17 protein-coding genes, 1 tRNA gene and 1 pseudogene are annotated in these 18,306 nt (G+C 59.0%); 8 read left to right on the top strand and 11 right to left on the bottom strand.

Features of this window, described 5'->3' with window-relative positions:
• Positions 1–60: 60 nt before the first annotated feature.
• From rpoZ to RS694_RS04450, 3 genes are read right to left on the bottom strand one after another with little or no spacing between them, the layout of a single operon-like run.
• A complete protein-coding gene (gene rpoZ, locus RS694_RS04440; protein ID WP_029709661.1) occupies positions 61–264 on the bottom strand; it encodes a DNA-directed RNA polymerase subunit omega in 204 nt (67 codons plus the stop codon).
• A 16-nt stretch (positions 265–280) separates the two neighbouring features.
• Positions 281–901, bottom strand: coding sequence for a guanylate kinase (gene gmk / locus RS694_RS04445; RefSeq protein ID WP_029709662.1), 621 nt, complete (start codon positions 899–901; stop codon positions 281–283).
• A gap of 12 nt (positions 902–913) precedes the next feature.
• Positions 914–1,831 carry a YicC/YloC family endoribonuclease gene (locus tag RS694_RS04450; protein ID WP_076069388.1) on the bottom strand — a complete coding sequence of 306 codons (918 nt, stop codon included), beginning with the start codon at positions 1,829–1,831 and terminating at the stop codon, positions 914–916.
• 79 nt (positions 1,832–1,910) lie between these two features.
• Between RS694_RS04450 and RS694_RS04455 the strand changes: the two genes are divergently transcribed.
• The 6 genes and pseudogenes from RS694_RS04455 (at position 1,911) to RS694_RS04480 (ending at position 7,405) form a co-directional block, all read left to right on the top strand.
• Positions 1,911–2,915: a serine/threonine protein kinase gene (locus tag RS694_RS04455; protein ID WP_029705541.1), complete on the top strand. Its 1,005-nt coding sequence runs from the start codon at positions 1,911–1,913 to the stop codon at positions 2,913–2,915.
• Positions 2,916–2,991: 76 nt separating this feature from the next.
• A pseudogene (locus tag RS694_RS04460) lies at positions 2,992–3,905 on the top strand (PP2C family protein-serine/threonine phosphatase).
• A 55-nt stretch (positions 3,906–3,960) separates the two neighbouring features.
• The gene (gene rph, locus RS694_RS04465) at positions 3,961–4,689 is read left to right on the top strand and encodes a ribonuclease PH (protein WP_029705540.1); all 729 of its coding nucleotides are present in this window, start codon (positions 3,961–3,963) and stop codon (positions 4,687–4,689) included.
• Positions 4,690–4,733: 44 nt separating this feature from the next.
• Complete coding sequence (gene rdgB / locus RS694_RS04470; protein ID WP_029705538.1) at positions 4,734–5,342, top strand: RdgB/HAM1 family non-canonical purine NTP pyrophosphatase; 609 nt, start codon at positions 4,734–4,736, stop codon at positions 5,340–5,342.
• A 73-nt stretch (positions 5,343–5,415) separates the two neighbouring features.
• Positions 5,416–6,582, top strand: coding sequence for a radical SAM family heme chaperone HemW (hemW, locus tag RS694_RS04475; RefSeq protein WP_241463818.1), 1,167 nt, complete (start codon positions 5,416–5,418; stop codon positions 6,580–6,582).
• Between the two features lie 145 nt (positions 6,583–6,727).
• Positions 6,728–7,405 (top strand): CBS domain-containing protein, encoded by a 678-nt coding sequence (locus RS694_RS04480; RefSeq protein ID WP_029705535.1) that lies wholly within the window; start codon positions 6,728–6,730, stop codon positions 7,403–7,405.
• Positions 7,406–7,488: 83 nt separating this feature from the next.
• Here RS694_RS04480 and RS694_RS04485 read toward each other — a convergent pair whose 3' ends face one another.
• Both RS694_RS04485 and RS694_RS04490 read right to left on the bottom strand, forming a co-directional pair.
• Positions 7,489–8,721 (bottom strand): MFS transporter, encoded by a 1,233-nt coding sequence (locus RS694_RS04485; protein ID WP_029705533.1) that lies wholly within the window; start codon positions 8,719–8,721, stop codon positions 7,489–7,491.
• A gap of 975 nt (positions 8,722–9,696) precedes the next feature.
• On the bottom strand, positions 9,697–10,488 hold the full coding sequence (locus RS694_RS04490; protein WP_037246272.1) for a hypothetical protein: 792 nt from the start codon (positions 10,486–10,488) through the stop codon (positions 9,697–9,699).
• Between the two features lie 641 nt (positions 10,489–11,129).
• Here RS694_RS04490 and RS694_RS04495 point away from each other — a divergent pair.
• Positions 11,130–12,059, top strand: coding sequence for a hypothetical protein (locus RS694_RS04495; protein WP_037246270.1), 930 nt, complete (start codon positions 11,130–11,132; stop codon positions 12,057–12,059).
• Positions 12,060–12,063: 4 nt separating this feature from the next.
• On the opposite strand, the gene RS694_RS04500 is transcribed toward RS694_RS04495, so the two are convergent.
• On the bottom strand, positions 12,064–12,801 hold the full coding sequence (locus RS694_RS04500; protein WP_152528744.1) for a hypothetical protein: 738 nt from the start codon (positions 12,799–12,801) through the stop codon (positions 12,064–12,066).
• A gap of 857 nt (positions 12,802–13,658) precedes the next feature.
• On the opposite strand from RS694_RS04500, the gene RS694_RS04505 reads away from it, so the two are divergent.
• Positions 13,659–14,219 (top strand): hypothetical protein, encoded by a 561-nt coding sequence (locus RS694_RS04505; protein WP_029705529.1) that lies wholly within the window; start codon positions 13,659–13,661, stop codon positions 14,217–14,219.
• Between the two features lie 61 nt (positions 14,220–14,280).
• Here RS694_RS04505 and RS694_RS04510 read toward each other — a convergent pair whose 3' ends face one another.
• The 5 genes from RS694_RS04510 to ureE form a co-directional block, all read right to left on the bottom strand.
• Positions 14,281–16,002 carry a site-specific integrase gene (locus RS694_RS04510; RefSeq protein WP_152528743.1) on the bottom strand — a complete coding sequence of 574 codons (1,722 nt, stop codon included), beginning with the start codon at positions 16,000–16,002 and terminating at the stop codon, positions 14,281–14,283.
• 103 nt (positions 16,003–16,105) lie between these two features.
• Positions 16,106–16,190 (bottom strand) — tRNA-Ser (locus RS694_RS04515).
• Positions 16,191–16,228: 38 nt separating this feature from the next.
• Positions 16,229–16,888: an urease accessory protein UreG gene (gene ureG / locus RS694_RS04520; protein WP_029705526.1), complete on the bottom strand. Its 660-nt coding sequence runs from the start codon at positions 16,886–16,888 to the stop codon at positions 16,229–16,231.
• Positions 16,889–16,947: 59 nt separating this feature from the next.
• Positions 16,948–17,625, bottom strand: a complete 678-nt coding sequence (locus RS694_RS04525; RefSeq protein WP_029705525.1) for an urease accessory protein UreF — start codon at positions 17,623–17,625, stop codon at positions 16,948–16,950.
• Positions 17,626–17,646: 21 nt separating this feature from the next.
• Complete coding sequence (gene ureE, locus RS694_RS04530) at positions 17,647–18,273, bottom strand: urease accessory protein UreE (protein WP_029705524.1); 627 nt, start codon at positions 18,271–18,273, stop codon at positions 17,647–17,649.
• Between the last annotated feature and the right edge of the window lie 33 nt (positions 18,274–18,306).

The following is an 18,306-nucleotide window of genomic DNA, read 5'->3' on the forward strand; positions in this document are numbered from 1 at the left end:
TTGGTTGCCGGGGCGAAAAAAAAGCACCGCTTGCGGTGCTTTTATCGGAAGTCCCGTTGCTTAGAGCGGGACCTTCTTAAGCATTTCAATGCCGATTTTTCCTGCGGCGATTTCGCGCAGCGCGGTCACGCCAGGCTTGTTTTTGCTTTCGATCTTGGGGGTGTGACCCTGGCTCAGCATGCGTGCACGGTAGGTGGCGGCAAGCACCAGTTGGAAACGGTTGGGGATCTGCACCAGGCAGTCTTCTACAGTGATACGGGCCATGGGATTCTCCGAAAGACTAGGGGATGTTCAAGGCTTTGAACGTTTCGGCTCGGGCGCGGCGTTGCGCCGAAAACTTGAGCCGTTGGGAGTGAACAATGGCCTTCAGGTCGAAAAGCGCACGGTCAAACAACTCATTGATTATAACGAAGTCGAATTTATCGGCGTGGGATACCTCGGCTTGGGCATTTTTCATGCGCATGTCGATGACGTCGGGAGCGTCTTCACCACGGCGCTCCAGGCGAGACCGCAGCTCTTCCCAGCTAGGGGGCAAGATGAAGATGCAGATGGCGTTGGAGAAAATGTTCTTGATCTGAATGGCACCCTGGAAGTCGATTTCCAGAATCACGTCCGCGCCTTGGGCCATGCGTTCTTCGATGGCTTTTTTGGAGGTGCCGTAGCGCTGGCTGTGCACATGGGCCCATTCGACAAAGGCGTCGGCAGCCACCATGGCGTCAAACTCTTGCTGGGAGGTGAAAAAGTACTCGCGGCCGTGTTTTTCCTGGCCGCGTGGTGCGCGTGTGGTGTGGGATACCGAGGGCTGGACCCGCGAGTCCAGCTCCAGCAGGGCCTTGACCAGACTGGACTTGCCGGCTCCGCTGGGGGCCGCAACGACGAAGAGGTTTCCGGGATAGTCCATAGACATGGGGCCTTATTCTATGTTCTGAACCTGTTCGCGCATTTGCTCGATCAGCACCTTCATGTCGACCGAGATATGGGTCAACTCCAGCGCCGCGGACTTCGATCCCATGGTGTTGGCCTCGCGGTGCAGTTCCTGGATCAGGAAATCCAGGCGTTTGCCGATCTCTCCGCCTTTTTTGATCAGGCGCTCGATTTCGTCCAGGTGGGAGTTCAGACGTGTGATTTCTTCGGCCACATCAATGCGGATGGCAAACGCGGTGGCTTCGGTGAGTGCCCGGTCCTGCGCTGCCTCAGGCAGGGTGCTGCCATCGGTCAGGGCCATGGCCTCTTTCCATCGGTCCAGAAAGCGCTGGCGCTGCTGTGCCACCAGTTGCGGCACCAGCGGCACGGCCTGCAGGGCCAGCGTGCGCAATTGGCTCAGGCGTTCCAGCAGCATGGTGGATAACTTGCCGCCTTCGCGCTGGCGGGCTGCCATCAGTTCCTTGAGGGCTTTCTCCGCCAGTGGCATGACGCTGGCGCTCCAGTCGCGGGTGCCGGTTTGTTCGGCGGCGGCAAAACGCAATACGTCGGCTACGCTCAGAGCGCTGGCCTGGGGCAGCCAGGCCTTGACGTTGTCCTGCACCGCATTGAGCCGCTGTAGCAGTTTGGGGCTGGGGTCTTGCACACTGGTATTGCTGGCCACCTCGATGGAGGCGCGTACTTCCACCTTGCCGCGTTTGAGCTTGGCCGACACCAGCTCGCGCAGTGTGGGTTCGAACTGGCGCAGGTCTTCGGGCAGGCGGAACGACAGGTCCAGGAAGCGGCTGTTGACCGAGCGGATTTCCAGCCCCAACTGGCCGGGAGGCTGGTTTTTGGCGTCGCTGTCGGGGGCGTTGCTGGCTGTGCTGTGCTGTGCACTGGCATAGCCAGTCATGCTGTAAACTGGCATTGCGGTTTCTCGCATCATGGGAACGGCCCCGAGAATAACCCGGTTCAGACGCACCAGACGAGCTTAAAACCCCAAATTTATGTCAAAGGTCAAGCCAGCCCCCCTGCCTCCGGACACCACCATTGGTGGCTACCGCATCATTCGCAAGGTCGCGGCAGGAGGCTTCGGACTGGTCTATCTGGCGCTGGACCCCGACGGGCAGCAGGTTGCGGTCAAGGAATACTTGCCATCCTCTCTGGCCACCCGTGCACCGGGTGAATTGCTGCCCCAGGTGCAAGCCGAAAAGCTGTCGCTGTACCGACTGGGCCTCAAGAGCTTCTTTGAAGAAGGCCGTTCGCTGGCGCAAATCTCCCATCCCTCGGTGGTGAGCGTGTTGAACTTCTTCCGTGAAAACGAGACCGTTTATATGGTGATGAACTACCTGGAGGGCGCCGCCCTGCAGGACTTCATCGTCACCGCGCGTGACCTGAAGCAAAGCAAGGTATTCCGCGAGTCCACCATCCGTTCGCTGTTTGACGAAATCCTGCGCGGCTTGCGCATCGTGCACCAGCACAAGATGCTGCACCTGGACATCAAGCCGGCCAACATCTTCATTACCGACGACAACAAATCGGTATTGATCGACTTTGGTGCCGCGCGTGAAGTGCTGAGCAAGGAAGGCAACTTCATCCGCCCGATGTACACGCCCGGTTTTGCCGCGCCCGAGATGTACCGGCGTGATGCGTCCATGGGCCCGTGGACCGATATCTACGCGATTGGCGCCTGTATTTACGCCTGCATGCAGGGCTATCCGCCAAATGAAGCACCGCAGCGCCTGGAAAAAGACCGTATTGCGATTGCCCTAGCGCGCTTGCGTGGTGTGTACTCCGACAACCTGATCGAGGTGGTGGAGTGGTGCATGTCGCTGGATCCGCTGTCGCGCCCGCAATCGGTGTTTGCATTGCAGAAGGAACTGAGCCGCGAAGGTGAGCGTCGCTATACCAAGCTCAGCGTGACCGAGAAGGTGCGCATGCAGTTCGAGAACATGGTGACCGACAAGAAGGCGGCCACCACGCCCGCCAACATGGCTGCCAAACCCAAATGAAGACCCCCACGGCCGCGGTGCTCCCTGCGCCCCACCGGGGTGCTGGCCTCCTTGAGGTAGCCCGGCGGAGGTCTGCATGAAGTTTTCTGTTTTCCAAATCAGCCGCAAAGGCGGGCGTGAGAAAAACGAAGACCGCATGGGGTATTGCTATACCAAGAGTTCGGGCCTGTTTCTGCTGGCGGATGGAATGGGTGGGCACCCCGAAGGGGAGGTTGCCGCGCAGATGGTGCTGCAGGTCATCTCCGCCCTGTACCAGAAGGAAGCCACGCCGGAGATTGCCGACGTCAAGGCATTCTTCAACATGGCCATCATGGCGGCCCATCGCCAGATCCTGAAATACGCCGCTGAAAAAAATCTGGGCGACACCCCGCGCACTACACTGGTTGCCGCCATTGTGCAGGGCGGCACAGCCACCTGGGTGCATTGCGGCGATTCCCGCCTGTACACATGGTGCGCCACGGCGAGATGCTGGCGCGTACGCGTGACCACTCTTACCTGGAGCAGCGCCAGAGCGTGCATCCAGAAGCACTGCCCGCCAATTTCAACCGCAATGTGCTCTACACCTGCCTGGGCTCACCCACCAAGCCGGTGTTTGATGTGACCGGCCCGGTCTTGCTGCAGCAGGGCGACCGCATCATGCTCTGTTCGGATGGCCTGTGGGGCAGTCTGGATGACGAGGACATCGTGTTCCACCTGGCGCAGAAGTCGGTGGCCACGGCGGCCCCTGATCTGGTGGAGCGCGCGCTCATGAAGGGAGGCCCCCAGAGCGACAACGTGACGCTGATTGCCATGGAGTGGGAGACGCCCGACCATTTCGAATCCACGCGGGGCAGCATTTCCACCGACAGTATTGAGGACGGCGTGTTTGCGTCCACTGTACAGGGTGGTTGGCTGGACTCGGATGTGGAGGATATGGACGATGCGGCCATTGAACGCTCCATCGCCGAAATCAACGAAGCCATTCGCCGCTCTGCGGCCCGCAAATCCTGAGTCCACCAACCTGAGTCCGTTGTCGGGCTCTGTCTGTCCATTTCCAAGGATTCCCATGACTGAGTTTGTTCGCAGCGGTGCCCGTGCCGCCCATTCCCTGCGCCCGGTGCGCATCACCCGCAACTACACCATCCACGCCGAAGGCTCGGTGCTGATCGAGTTTGGCGCTACCCGCGTGCTGTGCACCGCATCGGTGGAAGAACGCGTGCCGCCGCACAAGCGCGGTAGCGGCGAAGGCTGGGTGACCGCCGAGTACGGCATGCTGCCGCGCGCCACCCACACCCGCAGCGACCGCGAGGCCGCGCGTGGCAAACAAAGCGGGCGTACGCAGGAGATCCAGCGCCTGATTGGCCGCTCGCTGCGTGCTGTGTTTGACTTGAAGAAACTGGGCGAACGCACCATCCAGCTCGACTGCGATGTGATCCAGGCCGACGGTGGCACCCGCACCGCCGCCATCACGGGCGCCTTTGTCGCGGCACAAGACGCGGTCAACGGCTTGCTCAAAGCCGGCAAAATCACCGAGACGCCCATCACGGCTGCCGTGGCAGCCATCAGCGTCGGGCTGGTGCAGGGCACGCCGCTGCTGGACCTGGAATACACCGAAGACTCGGCCTGCGACACCGACATGAATGTGGTGATGACAGGCGCCGGCCACTTTGTTGAAGTGCAGGGTACGGCCGAGGGAGTGGCCTTCACGCGTGCCGAGATGGACCAGTTGCTGGGATTGGCCGAAAAAGGCATCTCCGAGTTGATGGTTTTGCAGCAGCAATCGCTATCAAAGTAATAGCTGGTTGCGCACAATCCATAAGGGCTAGAGGCCAATTTGACATGAAAATCGTACTCGCATCGAACAACCAGGGCAAACTCGCCGAGCTGCAGGCCATGTTCGCCCCGCTGGGCTGCACGCTGGTGCGCCAGGGCGATTTGGGCGTACCCGAGGCGCCGGAGCCCTACCGCACCTTTGTGGAAAACGCGCTGACCAAGGCGCGCAACGCCGCGCAACACACCGGCCTGCCCGCGCTGGCCGACGACGCCGGTTTGTGTGTGGACGCCTTTGGTGGTCTGCCCGGTGTGGACACCGCCTACTACGCCACCCAACACGGTTACCCCAAGGGCGATGACAACAACGTCACTGCGCTGCTGGAGCAGATGCAAGGCATGGACAACCGCCGCGCCGCCATGGTCAGCACACTGGTGGCGGTGCGCTCACCGGAAGACCCGGAGCCGCTGATTGCGGTGGGCCGGGTGGTGGGCGAGATTGCGCGTGAACGCCTGGGGAGCAATGGTTTTGGGTTTGATCCGGTGATCTGGATACCCGAGTTTGGTCAGACCTTCGCCCAATTGCCAGTGGAAGTGAAGAATGCCCACAGCCACCGGGGCCGTGCGGCGCAGGCCATGGCCGCGCTGATCCGCGAGCGCTGGCTGGCTGTCGCTTGAGCCTGTCGTGATACCTATTCTTCCCTCCAGCGGTGCCACAGAGACCGTGGTGCAGCGCGATGTGCAGCACTACATGCGCCCCGGCACGCTGCAACTGAGCAGCCTGCCGCCGCTGTCGCTGTACGTGCACTTGCCCTGGTGTTTGAAGAAGTGCCCGTACTGTGACTTCAATTCCCACGAACAAGCGGCAGGAGGCGTACCCGAACAGCGTTATGTCGACGCAGTCATCGCTGACCTGGAAGCCGCGTTGCCCCTGATCTGGGGCCGCAGCATCCACAGCATCTTTATCGGCGGCGGCACGCCCAGCCTGTTTGCACCAGCCACCATCGACCGTTTGCTAGGCGACATCCGTGCGCGCCTGCGGCTGGAGGCGGACTGCGAAATCACCATGGAGGCCAACCCCGGCACCTTCGAGAAAGACCGCTTCCGTGCATTTGCACAAGCGGGGGTCACGCGGCTGTCGATTGGCGTGCAAAGTTTCAACGACGACCACTTGAAAGCGTTGGGCCGCGTGCACGACCGCGCGCAGGCGCTGGCAGCGGTGGAAGAAGCAGCGCAGTCCTTCAAGACCTTCAACCTGGACATCATGTATGCGCTGCCGGGCCAGACGCTGGAGCAGGTGGGGGAAGACATTGCCCAGGCGCTGCAGTTTGCACCACCGCACATCTCCATCTACCACCTGACCATCGAGCCCAACACCTACTTCGCCAAGTTCCCGCCGCAGATTCCCGAAGACGATACGGCCTACGCCATGCTGGACCACATCACCGAGTTGACCGGTGTGGCCGGGCTGGAGCGTTACGAGGTGTCGGCCTATGCCAAGGCGGGGCACCGCTGCAAACACAACCTCAACTACTGGCAGTTTGGTGACTATCTGGGTATTGGCGCTGGCGCCCACAGCAAGCTGAGCTTTGCGCACCGTGTGGTGCGCCAGGTGCGCTTTCGCGATCCGCGCCTGTACATGGATAAAGCGCTGGGCGGCAACGCGCTGGCGCAAGAGGAAGAAGTAGCGCGGGCAGATTTACCGTTTGAATACATGCTCAACGCACTGCGCCTGCGCAACGGCTTTGGCCTGCGCGATTTCACCGAACGCACGGGTCTGGCCATCACCGCCATTGAGGCGGCGCTGCAGGAGGCCGAGCGCAAGGGCCTGATCGAGCGTGACTTTGCCCGCGTGCGCCCCACCGTGCGCGGCTTTGATTTTCTGAGTGACTTGCAGGCGCTTTTCCTGTCAAACTAGCCCCCACGCTCCGCCGCTGCGCGGGTCGCTGCCCCCCAAGGGGGCTAATTTCCCTGCGGGGCTGACCGCCAAGCGGTTCAGACGCCTTGGGGCGGCCCGGCGGCAAATTGCGATCACGCGACGGCGAGCAAATAGGAGGATCATCATGTTCTCGGTCTATGGCACAGCAGGGCGCATGTTTCGTGGCTCCTTGGAGGAGCTGCGCAAGGTAGGTCCCGCATCGGCCTTGATGCGCACCCAGCGCGTGGGGGCTGCGGGGCAGGACGGGCAAGAGCGGCCGCCGTCGCAGTTCTCGGACTTGTTGCCTGACCCGCCCACTCCCGTGGACGTGGTCCACCGCAGCGCGGTGGCTGCTTATGCCCAGACCACCAAACCCGACGGACCACGCCAGCCCCTGACCCGGGTGGACGCCATCATGAGCACCGCTGTGGTGACGATTGCCGACACCTCCACGGTGGAAGAAGCCTGGGCGCTACTGGCCCGGCATGGGATGGGGCAAGCACCTGTGGTGACCGAAGCCGGTGTTCTCGTGGGTCTTTTGTCACGCGCCGATCTGATGCGCCCGGACCGGTTGCCCGGCCCCGAAAGCCACGCATTGGTGTGGCGCGCGCTGTTGGCGCAAAGCGTGGTGGAAGTGATGTGGACGCCGGTACCCAGCGTGGCGCCCGACACCGACATTCGCCGCCTGGCCCGCGTGCTGCTGGATACGGGGCTGCCCGGTTTGCCGGTGGTGGACGAAGGTGGCCAAGTGATTGGTTTTGTCTCGCGCTCCGACATCCTGCGCGCGGTGGTGGCCGACCCGCCGCTGGATTTGTGGACCTGACCGTCAAAGTAGCGGGCGCATATATCCACCAGACACGATCCAGATAGAAAGTTATCTGTTGAGCTCGAGGCAACGGTCCGTGCTTACGGGTGAGTGCTGGTGTTGGATTGCATCCGGTCGCGCTGGGCCAGGGCAGGGAAGAACCTGAACCACAGGCCGGCCACGAGCATGGTGCCCACGCCACCCACCACCACCGAACCCACCGGTCCCCACAAGGCCGCCGTGGCGCCCGATTCAAACTCACCCAACTGGTTGGATGCCCCGATAAAGATGGAGTTGACGGCGGAAACCCGGCCTCGCATGGCATCGGGCGTTTCCAGCTGGACCAGCGTATTGCGCGTCACCACGCTGATGCAATCGGTGGCACCGGTCACCACAAGAGCCAGCAGCGAAAGCCAGAAGTATTCCGACAGACCAAACACCACCGTGGCGAGGCCAAACAGCCCCACCGCCATCAGTAACTTTTTGCCAACCCGCCGACGCATGGGCCACCGCGCCAGTACCAGTGACATGGTCAACGCCCCAACTGCAGGGGCAGCGCGCAGAAATCCCAGGCCCACAGGCCCCGTGTGCAAGATGTCACGTGCATAAATGGGTAACAGGGCGACTGCTCCACCCAGCAATACAGCAAACAAGTCCAGTGATGTGGCACCCAGGATCAGCTTGTGCTTCCAGACAAAGGCGACCCCCGCGAACAGCGAGGCCCACGATGCCGCCAGGTGCGAAGGCTTGTGCTGGTAGTGCACAAACAGCATGAGGCCACTGGCCGTCAGCATCAAAAGTGTGCAGCACACATAGACATTCGCCGCGCCGGTGACATACAACAAGCCGCCCAGCGCAGGGCCGCAGATGACCGCGATTTCCATGCCCGTAGAGCTCAGCGCGACCGCGCGCACTAGCAAACTCGGAGGCACCAGCAAGGGCACCAGCGCCTGTTGTGCCGGCATCTGAAAAGCGCGCGCCAGCCCCAGTAGGACCGAGATGCCCAATATCAATTCACGGGAGGCAAAGTGGCCGACGGTGGCACTCAGCAGCGTGAGGGCCACGACAGCCTGCACAAACATGCAACTGGCAAAAATGCGCCCGCGGTGCAAGCGGTCTGCCAGGTGCCCGGCGGGCAAGGTCATGATCAAGGCGGGGACAAACTGGAAGAGCCCCACCAGGCCCAGATCCCACGGGCTGGAGGTCAGGTCGTACATGTGCCAGGCCACCGCCACCATGAGCATCTGGTTGCCCATGATGCCGGCCAGACGGGCCAGCCAGAAGCGCACAAATGCGGGGTGCGCAAGCAAACGGGGTTCGGTGTGTGTGGTCATACAGGGCGGTGCGCGGTGCAGTGAATCAAATGGCGGCAGGAGCAGGTGCCCATTGTCGGCTGACTCGAAATCCTTGCCATGGAGCAAGCTTATGCGTTCAATGCGCCAGCCGGGGTACCCACCCCGGCGCCCATTGATGAAAAGACGCTTCGCAGAATCACCCGAATGGGGGATACACAAACCAGAGAAGTATCCCGAGAATCGTTCGGATGAGAATGCTCGAACTGAACAGCCATGCAGGACCGACGGCTGCGAACCTGCTGTGCTGTGGGGTGATGCATGCCTTCGGGCGTGTATTGGCGCCTGCGACGCTGGTGAAGTCTTCTTCATTGCAGTCCGGCCGCGCCGGGTGTTAGGCGCACGATGAATCGCCGACAGCTTTCGCTCCTTCTCCTTGCGCTTCCTGGCTGCTCCCTCCAGCAGGCGAAAGTGGTGCCTCCGTTGCCTACGCCGGACTATGTTCGCGTCACGTTAAAAAATACGCCTCTTGCCGAGATCAACGACCGGGTGGAACTGGCGCAATTGACGGCTTTCGTCAATCACAGGCTTACTGGATGGTCTGCGCCCTGGTTTGGTAGCCCCGAGTCTGCTTCACCTTTCACCGACAAGGCAGCGCTATTGGCACCTTCCACGTGGGGCCAGGGTTCTTCGGCCGGGACGATACGGGCCCTCTCTCGCATACGGCCACCAAGGCGGAGATCGTGGAACTGGAACACATCGCCAACCTGCCGCTGACCAAGTACCTGGAAAGCGCGCTTGGCTGAGCGGAGCAATCCCTCTATATCCGGGCGTGGGGTTAGGGCAAACGGATGAATTCGGCGCGTGGGCCGTGGATGGTGAAGAGATACATGAAAAACCATGTACTTCACCCAGAGGTGGCGGAAGCGGTGAGAAATTTACTCACTGCCCCACTTCTCTAAGCAAATCAAAGACTTAGATGTGTACGAAGAATCCATTTTGGCACACTTGTCTGGCTCACAGAATGTAGGGGGCAATCACTGACAGCGCCCACTTGGAGAGCAAGGCCAGAATTGAGAGGGCGATGGCTATTCCAAGACTCTTCACTCCCTCGCGAATAAGGCGCTGCGTCCAGTGCTCGCCCTCCCGACTAAATCGCACGTTGGGAAACAGATTGGCAATCGCTGCCATTCCTAGACGCTGCAGATAAGTCCATAGATTGCCGTAGACCAAAAACCACAGGGCGAAGGACACGGCACGGGGGTAGTCAACATCCTTGAGATATGGCGCAGTCATAGTGGCAAGCCACAGACATAGCAGAACCCCGATGAGGACACCTGTAAGTTGCACCACAAGCCCAGTCCACTCAGTTCTTGCCAACCTTGTTGCTAGGCTCTTATGCCGAGCTAGCGTCGATTCAAGCGCGGAGAACGTGGCCTCAACCCAATCCTTAGAGTCACCGCCCACGATGATGTGAGATGCGGACTGAGCTGCAGAGTCAAGCCTGACCTGAATTTGCTCACCGACCATGTGATTCGTCTGGAGCCCGCTAGGGCATTCAGCTTCGAACACCAATCGCTCTAGCTTGTTTGCGGTCTTGTAGTAGTTCCATGCCTCTTCCGCAGAAAAGGCTCGATACCCTCTATCGTCGAATCTGACTACGTACATCAGAGATAGTTTTCGCGCGTTGTCTTGCGTACTTGAGTTGTGCGCTTCCATGCGCTGTATCACTACCCGATTTAGCTCCTGAATTGCCTCGTCAGTTAGAACGAGGTTGCTAACCATCACGTCACGTAAAAAGCTAGGCATCCGAATCCTCCCTTTGTGTCAGTTTTCTCAGAGCTTACCGCCGATTGGATACGTGGGGACGTCTTTGAACTAGTCAGCTTGGGAGCCACAGACTCACCGCGAGGTGTGTACTGAGGGGCTAGGGCGTCCAGCCCGTAGCCCATCGCGTCCTCGACGCGATGCGGGGGAGCCGATGACGAATTAGCGGGTGGGACGTCCGTAGGGCGGCACCACTGCCCGCGCCACCCCGCCCACGGGGTGGTCGTCAGCGGGGGCGTAGCCCCGCCCCCCGACTGCTCCGCAGCGGGGCATAGGGAGTCAGCGCGGAACGCCCTGCCGTCCAGGCAGGCCCATAGCGACCACCGCAAGGTGGATGTATGACGAGCCACCGATGACAAGCCGTAGGTGCGGGAATAGGGGGCTTGTGATGCAAGCGGCGGGGCTGTCTCCCTATGCCCCGCTGCGGAGCAGCAGAGGGGGCGCTGTATTCAAGCTGTGACGGTGCCCTAGCACCGTAGGGCGTGGCCCGGCGTCCAGACGGGGTAAACAACCGATAAGCCCAGACGCTGAGCGTCTGGTCATGCATGGTGATTAGAGAGCGCGTGGCTATACGCCAGGTGCACAAGGGTGTGCACACCCTCTGACACAGAAAGCCCAGTTGCATGACCATCCTTCCCGAAGACGAATCTCAAGTTTTATACGAGATCGGCGCTATGCGCCGACCAGCAACAGCTTCTAGAACCTCGGCTTTGCAAGACGAACTGCTGGGCAATCTAGATGCCATAGAACCTATTCCAGAGGACAAGCGCATTACGGGTGAACGCAAAGTTATGGAGGTGTTGACCTGGTTGCACCGCTTCGGATGGCTAACGTCCCGGATGGTCGCGGCACTCGTGTGGCCAACTGCGTCGCAGTCCTGGCCAATGGCCCGGCGCACGTTGAAAAAGATGCTGGTCGACAAGCTGGTACTAGTGCGCGCGCTACCCCAGGGCGGGGACGTGTACCTGTTGTCGGTCAAAGGAGCGAGGCTGCTGCAAGACGCCACAGGCGTCCAAGCCAAAGGCGGGCAGGGGCTCGCAACGGGCAATGCGATTCATCGTGCGTGCAGCAATTGGCATTTGATAGAGCAAATGCAGGCGGGCTTAGGGATTTGGACAGAGCATGAAATCGCCTCAGGTCTCGCGCCAGTTCATACCGTCAACGGGAAATTGTTTGATGGATTGGTCGTCCACGACGACGGTCTGGTAACCGCTTGCGAAATCGAGAACACCTGGAAAAACCGTAGCCGCAGGCAGGCAGTGGTGGAAGTCGCTACGCGGCACCTAGGCCGCGACAAACTGACCCGCATCGGTGTGGATGCCATGGGGCAGGAGCTATACCTTGCAAAGCTATCTGTGGTCTCTACATCGGTAGATGCGATGCGGAGTATGGTCGCGAGCTTCTACGAGGCCCATCGAATGCTCACGGCAACCGAGATGTGCCTGGCCGCCGTGGATGTATCCGTGCTGCCGGTCTCGCCCAGCCTAGTGCCGGGCGAGTCGACTACGGAGAATTTATGGTGGAACGTGATGCAGCCCCACACATTGAGCTAGGTGCTTAGTAGTCGGTGGCTAGGTCAGCTGGCACCGCCATTTGGAAGTAGCGGTACACCGCGTCAGGGACGTCTTGCTCCAAGCCGTCTCGGCAATTCTGAATGTCCACCTCGCAGTCCCTCCGGGTGTATTCGTCGCCCATCCAGTTGTAGGTGTCCGACAAGTCAAGGGGCAACTGGTCTTCAGCAGAAAACTTCTTTTTTGGGGCAATTTGCTGCAGTTCATAGGCGGTCTGCTCTGCAGACTTGCGTGCTTTGTACGTCTTCGTGTCTTCCCGTTCCACGGAAGCGACAAAGCGAGACTCAGTTTTCGTGCCGTCAGGACGGCAAATGTAGCCCTCGCTAAATGTCGGCGTAGTCAACTGATAGGTATTGGGCTGGTTAAACCCGTTCTGCTTGTAGCCTGGCTTGACATAGCCAAGCTGCACTAGCCCAGGGCCGCAGCGGTCAGATTTCTTGGTGTGGTTTTCGTTATTGATGAGCGTAGACACATAGCGTGCATTGGGCTCCATTTCCCCTGTCTCTTTGTTCTTGCAATACCAGCCAGCGAGAGCCGCTATGCGGTCTTGGGGTGGCGCTGTCTGTCCGTGGCGTTTGGCGTGCAGAGCCAATATGCTCAGTACAAGGCGCTGAGGGTACGAAATGACAGGGTCGATGATGGACATGGCAGAAACCATGGCAAACGGCGACAGGTCGGGAATGGGGTTGATGTAAGGCGGCACGCCTGTGACGGGTTTTGGCAAAGTAGTTCTCCCAGATAAAAATTCGGCATCGGGTGACGTCCGATATCTGGTGTAGACAGCGTGTTTAAACGCGCCCCAAGAAAAAAGCCACGGGGGAGAGCCGTGGCTTTTTAGAACTGCAGTGCATAGACTCGTCACAAGTGCATATGCCTTACCTATAGTCAGCGAGTTTTATCCGCCCCAAGGACTCGGCATCCGTCTCCCATGCCTAAGCCGCGTTAGCGGCGCATCGCGTTGCCCTGCAACGCACTGTTCGTTTGCCGCGCAAACGTGAGCCAACGGCTCATAACTTTGTTTCTTTGTTAGGTTCTATCTTCTGCAATGCAGTCTGTTAGCTTCTACTTGGTATAGAAGATCCTGCCTACAAAATCTAGAAGCACTGTTTGCAAAATCTAGAAACTCACGGTTGCGTTCGAGAGTTGTCTTGTATGGAACGGCCCCTCGCGGGGCTTACTTCGTATAGAAATCGAGTAGGGAGAAAAGTGGCTACAGGGGTTGTCAATATCCCCCATTTGGGGGATATCAGAAATCAAATACGGCCGCTATAGTCTGCCCACTCGCCCATGAAGAAAATCCTACTCAGACTCCTATCTAAAAACTTTGTGGTTGTGGCATTGTTGATAGCCGCTCTAGCTTTGTTGGCTTTCATGGTTCGGCGACCAATGAAGACAGAGCCAGCATATGTCTTTCATCCGTGCCCTTCCGACTGCACTGTAGTGAACGCAACTAGCATTCGAACCATTAAAGCTGGCATAACTTTTGAATTTCCCAAGCCATATGTCAAACACTTTGACCAGTCACATTGGGACCCTGAACCCAACGGATTTGAAACTGTACTCAACGTCAAGTGGCCGTCCATGTCTGCATTCACCATGGATGAAATAGACGCCCTCTTCAAAGAATGGGACAAAACCGGACGAAGCCCGGAGACGGGTGGCTTCTTGGGTGATTTACTGGAAATCCGTATTCGCGACCATAAACAAAAGCCAGTTCCAATAAGTGCAGATGAATTGGAGGCCGTAATAGTCTCACGGTATGGGACGCCGAGAAAGATTGAGGCAATTCCAAACTTTCAGGAGTATGGTGAAAATCCACGTGAATTGGCGTATCGCACCATCGTTGGTTCATCGCGATTCGCAGACGGTATGCCAGCTTACATATTCTGCAGAGGGAAGAAGCTGGTCGCGTCGCCGGTGGTTTTAAGCGGTGGTTGTGTGGCACAACTCACTTGGCCCAATGGCTTTGAGATTGACCTAAAGTTCAATCGAGCAGACTTGCCACAATGGCAAAAGTTGCACGATTCTGCCCTTGCGCTGGTTCAATCGTTCATCGTGGAAGGCGCACTTCCCAAAGAGACATTACTGAGCCCGGTAAATGTCCCTAACCAGTCTTCTTCAGTCACAAAGCCCAATCAATAGTTCTGTGACATTGAGTTTTATACGAGATCACGAAGCCGCCTAAAGGCGACTCCGTGACCGCTCAAGGTGCGTTCATCAGCCATTCGGCATAGCTGGGTGGCAGTTTGATGCCAGAGAAATCTAACGTCTTCACGTACAAGAGAATCATCTCAGGCTTGTACCCCTTGCCGTAGTCACTCTCGCTGCCGGTCGCTGCAACATGCGGCTTATCTTGGACCCGAGTGTTCTTACGTCCGGTGTATTGTTGACCTAGTCCTGCCGGCCACTGGTTGCCCGGGGTTTGTGCATCTCGAATGCGGTCTTCTAGCTGGTGCCGATAACCATGATTCCCAAGTCCATGCCCTACATGTTCGTTGACAAATCGTAGATAGGCCTGTTCGTAAGCACGACCAAGAATGGGTGTTTTTCCGCCAGACGTTGGAACGCAAGATGGGAAAAGAAGAGCGTGGAGGCCGTCTTCGTCTCGGCGTTTATTTAAAAATTCCAAGAACCCTAGAGCGATTAGTTGTGGATGTAGAGGAACCTGACGCTTCGTAGATAGGTTCTTCAGCGAACGGGAAATGCCCGCCGCTAGAAGTTGAGGCTGCACTCCCGCAATCGCGGCTTGAATCGTCATGCAGTCCAGGCCATTCGTGCGGGTGAAGTCGGACGCAACAAGCTGCATAACTTCTCGTATGCGATTGCCATGGAACAGGCATATCAACGGTGTCCAATAGCGTGCACCTAAGTCCGAGGACATCTTCCCCTTCCAGCGAGTGCTGCGCGGGTTATACCAATCTGACTCAAAGACTTTCGTAATTTCGATGTCGCTGTAGGGACGTCGGGGATTCAATCGTTCCTGCTCCTCGTCATCAGACAAAGGCGGTAGCTCAAATACTTCGCCCACTGGATTGGGGCCACTCCTAAGATTTTTGGTAATGGCAAGAGAAAGCACTGACCGGATGGTGTTCTTCACTTTGCCATGTGTGTACTTCCGAGACCATTTGATGCTTGGGTCTTTGAGTCCGTGGTTAAGGAAGTCGTACACGTCATTGGACTGGATGTCCCCAACCGGCACATCACCCAAGTAGTCTACGAACCTTTGCCATAGGCCCACTGCCGTGGTCAGGCTCTTACCTTTCCTAGAACTCTGAAGATGCTCCCTGTACACGTTTGTCATCGCGCTCATGGGCGCCCCAAGCGTCGCTGGCTGTTTTGGGGTGGTAACTGGTTCGCCGCGCGTTCTGGCCCGTACCTGGCTTGTCGCCTGTAGTTCTACCTCGGCGAACTTACGCACCAGTTGCGGATAGAGAGGGTCGTTGCGCGATACGGGCATCTCAATTTGAGTGCACCATGCGTCAACGACCTCAAGAGCATCTTCCCATTCATCGGACGCTTTGCCTCGCGCGATGACCGAACGCATCGTTTGGTCGCTCACCTCCATGAGGCTTTCTAGTCCCTGAATGTCCCTGTCAGTGTGCTCCTGTCCCTCGTACCGGCTTAGGTCATCGATGTGCATCCACTGATATAGGCGGCGTGCGCATATGTCGTCCACAGTCTTGCTGGTTAGCGCCTTTGCCGCGGGGATGGCTGGGCTGGACGTTGCAAGCAGCCCCTCCCATTCCGCCAGCTTGGCGGCAATGAGACGCGCGCCAATGGGCTTGGCTTTGCGAAGGTCTGAGGTGTGGGTAGATTCGCGATACTTGTTCCGGCCCACGATGTGATGCAACGCCTTTGGTGGCGTCAGGCAAACGTAGTAGTTCCGGGTCGTCGCGTTCGGAGGGATGTAGAAGTATTGCGGCAAGTCTGATTCGGTCCGTGTGGCACACATTTTTGGCACACCTTGTATTTGTAAGCCCTTGAATAACAAGGACTTTAATACGAATCAATGACTTACAGAGGGGCGGCGGAAGCGGTGAGATTCGAACTCACGAACCCTTTCGGGTTGCCGGTTTTCAAGACCGGTGCAATCGACCACTCTGCCACGCTTCCAGCGGGGCGTATTCTACCTTCACCAAGGGAGGTTGCTCTCAGGCAGCCTTCAGCATGCCGCGGGTTTCGATGAAGGAAATGACCTCTTGCAACCCGGTCAGGGTTTTCAGGTTGGTCATCACAAACGGTTTCAGCCCCTTGGGCGTAGTGCGCATGCGCGTGGTGTCGGCGTGCATTACATCCAGGTTCGCGCCCACGTAAGGGGCCAGGTCTGTTTTGTTGATGACGAACAGATCACTCTTGGTGATGCCGGGGCCGCCCTTGCGGGGGATCTTTTCGCCGGCCGCCACGTCGATCACGTAGATCGTCAGGTCGCTCAGCTCGGGGCTGAAGGTCGCGGCCAGGTTGTCGCCGCCGCTTTCCACAAACACGATGTCTGCGTTGGGGTGGTCTTCCAGCATGCGGTCGATGGCTTCTAGGTTGATGGAGCAGTCTTCACGGATGGCAGTGTGCGGGCAGCCGCCGGTTTCCACGCCCATGATGCGGTCCGCCGACAGCGCGCCGCTGACGGTCAGCAGGCGCTGGTCTTCCTTGGTGTAGATGTCGTTGGTGATCGCGACCAGGTCGTACTGCTCGCGCATCGCCTTGCACAGCATTTCCAAGAGCGTGGTTTTGCCGGAGCCGACGGGGCCGCCGATGCCCACGCGCAGGGGGGGCAGGTTCTTGGTGCGGTTGGGGATATGGTGCAGTGTAGACATGGTGATTTGCTATGAATAAAGGAGCTTCTTGCGCAATATCTATAAGGGCTAAAGGCCAATTACGATCTGAAAAGCCTTGAATATTGCACTTCGTGCTGGGCACTCAGGATGGCCAGCATGGGGGTGAACGCCTGGCGGTTGTCGTCGGTCACACTCAATGCGTGGTCAATGGCGGCGGGGATTTCAGCGGTCAGTGCGGACAGGATGCGTTGCCCGGCGCTTTGGCCCAGCGGCACGGACTTGATCGCGGCCTGTGTCATGTTCTCGGCCCAGCCAAACGCATAGGCCAGCAGGCATTCGCGCACAGGCGCTTGCGTGGCGCTGGCAGCCAACGCGAAGGCGATGGGGTAGGTGGGCGCTTGGCCGGCGAGCACTGCTATCTGCGCAGGCTTGGCAGTCGTGTGGTTGCGCAGCCACTCCAGCAGGCTCTTACCCATTTGTTCGGTTTGCGCACGCAGTTCGCTGCTCTCGCGGGTTTGCAGAACCCAGGCGTTCAAAGTGGCGATGCGTGCGTTATCGCCGTCGCGCCAGGCGGGTATGGCCTGCGCGACCGCGGGCAGGTCCGAGCGCGACAGGCTCAGATGCAATTGATCGACCAGCCATGCGGATGCTTCACTTTCTGTAGCGGCCCGCGCACTGTCCACGGCGGCTTCCAGGCATTCGGAGTATGAAAATCCGCCAATGGGCAAGGCCGGTGAGGCCAGCCACATCAGTTGCATCAGGCTGCTGTCGAGCATGGTGTTTGGGCGCCGGACCGCTTAGTGGTTGTGGCCGCAACCTGGGCCGTGCACGTGTGGTGCGGCAGCAGGCGTGGTCGCAATGGGTATGGAGGCGAGTTTGGATTTGGCTGGGGGATGCGCGTGCCCGTGGTCATGGTCACTGTGATCGTGGTCGCCATGGCTGTGACCATGCCCACCGTGCCCATGGCCACCCGTGGCGTAGGCGCCGTTCTCGGGCTCGAACGCCTCGTCTACCGCGTTGACGATCAAATGCATCGCACGCAGCATGTCGGCCAGCACATGGTCGGGCTCGATCTTCAGATGGTCGGGCTTGAGCTCGATCGGCACATGGCGGTTGCCCAGATGGTAGGCGGCGCGGATCAGGTCGTAGGGCGTACCGTGTTCTGTGCAGTGGGTGATCTTCAGCACGGATTGCGGCGCCGCAATCACCTTGATCAGCGAGCCATCTTCGGCCAGCAGCACATCGCCGCCGCGCACTGCGGTGCCGCGTGGCAGAAACACACCGAGCTGGCGACCGATGGAGTCAGAAGCGTCAAATCGGCTTTTCTGGCGCACGTCCCAGTCAAGTTCGACGGTGGCAGCGCGCTTGAGCAGCACGGAGGCCAGGCCTTGGCCCTGGGGAATGCATTTGGAGACTTGGAGCATAAGAATTCTGGTGTTCAGGGGATGCCTGCATTG

Origin of the sequence: Rhodoferax saidenbachensis, assembly GCF_001955715.1 — a bacterium.
Classification (GTDB): Bacteria; Pseudomonadota; Gammaproteobacteria; order Burkholderiales; family Burkholderiaceae_C; genus Allorhodoferax; species Allorhodoferax saidenbachensis.

Excerpts from the sequence above, each read along its gene's own strand:
- rpoZ (WP_029709661.1), bottom strand. The coding sequence starts at position 264 with ATGGCCCGTATCACTGTAGAAGACTGCCTGGTGCAGATCCCCAACCGT.
- gmk (WP_029709662.1), bottom strand. The coding sequence starts at position 901 with ATGGACTATCCCGGAAACCTCTTCGTCGTTGCGGCCCCCAGCGGAGCC.
- RS694_RS04450 (WP_076069388.1), bottom strand. The coding sequence starts at position 1,831 with ATGCCAGTTTACAGCATGACTGGCTATGCCAGTGCACAGCACAGCACA.
- RS694_RS04455 (WP_029705541.1), top strand. The coding sequence starts at position 1,911 with ATGTCAAAGGTCAAGCCAGCCCCCCTGCCTCCGGACACCACCATTGGT.
- rph (WP_029705540.1), top strand. The coding sequence starts at position 3,961 with ATGACTGAGTTTGTTCGCAGCGGTGCCCGTGCCGCCCATTCCCTGCGC.
- rdgB (WP_029705538.1), top strand. The coding sequence starts at position 4,734 with ATGAAAATCGTACTCGCATCGAACAACCAGGGCAAACTCGCCGAGCTG.
- hemW (WP_241463818.1), top strand. The coding sequence starts at position 5,416 with ATGCGCCCCGGCACGCTGCAACTGAGCAGCCTGCCGCCGCTGTCGCTG.
- RS694_RS04480 (WP_029705535.1), top strand. The coding sequence starts at position 6,728 with ATGTTCTCGGTCTATGGCACAGCAGGGCGCATGTTTCGTGGCTCCTTG.
- RS694_RS04485 (WP_029705533.1), bottom strand. The coding sequence starts at position 8,721 with ATGACCACACACACCGAACCCCGTTTGCTTGCGCACCCCGCATTTGTG.
- RS694_RS04490 (WP_037246272.1), bottom strand. The coding sequence starts at position 10,488 with ATGCCTAGCTTTTTACGTGACGTGATGGTTAGCAACCTCGTTCTAACT.
- RS694_RS04495 (WP_037246270.1), top strand. The coding sequence starts at position 11,130 with ATGACCATCCTTCCCGAAGACGAATCTCAAGTTTTATACGAGATCGGC.
- RS694_RS04505 (WP_029705529.1), top strand. The coding sequence starts at position 13,659 with ATGTCTGCATTCACCATGGATGAAATAGACGCCCTCTTCAAAGAATGG.
- ureG (WP_029705526.1), bottom strand. The coding sequence starts at position 16,888 with ATGTCTACACTGCACCATATCCCCAACCGCACCAAGAACCTGCCCCCC.
- RS694_RS04525 (WP_029705525.1), bottom strand. The coding sequence starts at position 17,625 with ATGCTCGACAGCAGCCTGATGCAACTGATGTGGCTGGCCTCACCGGCC.
- ureE (WP_029705524.1), bottom strand. The coding sequence starts at position 18,273 with ATGCTCCAAGTCTCCAAATGCATTCCCCAGGGCCAAGGCCTGGCCTCC.